This is a genomic window from Schleiferia thermophila, assembly GCF_003337435.1.
Classification (GTDB): domain Bacteria; phylum Bacteroidota; class Bacteroidia; order Flavobacteriales; family Schleiferiaceae; genus Schleiferia; species Schleiferia thermophila.
In genome coordinates, this window is record NZ_QPJS01000022.1 from 1 (window position 1) to 1,478 (window position 1,478).

Genomic DNA, 1,478 nt, shown 5'->3' on the forward strand with positions numbered 1-1,478 from the left:
TGGTGATCTCTACCGTATCGCCCGGCTTAAATCCGTTTTCCGCTAACCATACCCCGGCAAGGTGAAGGCTCGGAACGGTTTTGTGCTGGTTGGCTCTGGGCTGCTGCTCTGCTTGTAGCTTGCGTTTGCGGATGGTTTGCTTTGCTTTATCCATGTTGAAAAATATTTTTTGGTTTCGCCTCTTGTTCAAATTTGCATCAAAACTACTATATCAAACTCAAACAACCAAACCTTAACCAACTTTTTTTATTCACTTTTGAACAATATATTTGCAAAACCTGATTATATCAGCATCATTTAACGCTAATAAGGAGGTAAAATGGATACTTTTGGAACAAGATTAAGGGATTGCCGCAAGGCTAAAGGGCTTTCGCAAAACGAACTGGCCAAGTCGTTAGAAACAAATCATTCCGTTATTGGTAAATACGAACGGGACGAAGTAAAGCCCTCCATTGATGTGGTTAAGAAGTTGGCCGCCATGCTTGGAACTACTTCGGCTTACCTGCTCGGTGAAGCGCAAAGCGATGAGCTTTTTAAAGACCCGGATATGCTCCGAAGATTACAGGAGATTAACGCACTGCCTCAAAAAGACCGAGATTGTATTTTGTATAACCTTGATGCTGTGCTACGAGATGTTAAGACCCGCAAAGCTTACGCATCAACCAAATAAAAAAGTCCCGGTGTTCGGGACTTTTATTTATCACTAATTGTCTTGTAAGGGATAACTGGATTTTACCAAAGTATCGGAGCGGATTTCTTTTCTTAATGGCTGCGGGATTTTTTCTATTAAAATTATTGTGTCCTTCTTAATTATTCCTTCTCTTGTTTCATATCGGCCACCATCGCCCGGCAAAAAATATTCCATCTTAATTGTATTTCCGTTAGTGGTATAGTAGCCAATGGAGGAAGCTGTATTAAATGAGTTTCTTTCATTTAATGTCTGACTCATCTCTTTTTCCCAGGTATTATCAATTATCATTCTTCCATCAGAATAAAATCCCATATAACCGATTACTACGCTTCCATCGTAATTAACGAACTTTTTTGTAGAAACGTAAAGCAAATGGTTATTGATTAATTCATTCGCTTTAAACGGCTCTTTTGGTATTGAGAACTTTGGATGCTTGGGACGATAAGCATTTTTAGTTACCCACATGCCTTTATTGCATGCAAACAAAAAGAGAAGGGATATAAAGATAGCTGTCTTTCTCATATTTAATTCCCCGTGCCTGTTCCCCCGCTTGCATTAACACCTCTGTAATTGTAATCATAGGTGGATTCATGGGAGATATTGTTATGAATAAAATTCTGGAACCATGCATCTGAAAAATACTCTAACCTCATTCCGTTATATTGAATGAAGTTGGAAGCTTTATTCAACGATTGATGATACCCGGTTTGTGGGTACTTGCCACCAACACCAAAGCCAGGATAATCCATTAAACGGTAGCCACTAAAGTTTTGATACCCGGCTTCAA

At 39.3% G+C, this 1,478-nt stretch carries 4 protein-coding genes; 1 reads left to right on the top strand and 3 read right to left on the bottom strand.

The genetic code is table 11. The features are described 5' to 3' along the window. The coding region (locus DES35_RS11825; RefSeq protein ID WP_114366618.1) for a SymE family type I addiction module toxin at positions 1-154 on the bottom strand (154 nt) is incomplete at its 3' end. A 165-nt stretch (positions 155-319) separates the two neighbouring features. Between DES35_RS11825 and DES35_RS11360 the strand changes: the two genes are divergently transcribed. Beyond that, the gene (locus DES35_RS11360) at positions 320-670 is read left to right on the top strand and encodes a helix-turn-helix domain-containing protein (protein WP_114366619.1); all 351 of its coding nucleotides are present in this window, start codon (positions 320-322) and stop codon (positions 668-670) included. A 33-nt stretch (positions 671-703) separates the two neighbouring features. On the opposite strand, the gene DES35_RS11365 is transcribed toward DES35_RS11360, so the two are convergent. Both DES35_RS11365 and DES35_RS11620 read right to left on the bottom strand, forming a co-directional pair. Then, entirely contained in the window at positions 704-1,213 is a 510-nt protein-coding gene (locus DES35_RS11365) for a hypothetical protein (protein WP_147269365.1), read from the bottom strand. A gap of 2 nt (positions 1,214-1,215) precedes the next feature. After that, on the bottom strand, positions 1,216-1,478 hold a 263-nt coding region (locus DES35_RS11620; protein WP_170125752.1), incomplete at its 5' end, for a hypothetical protein.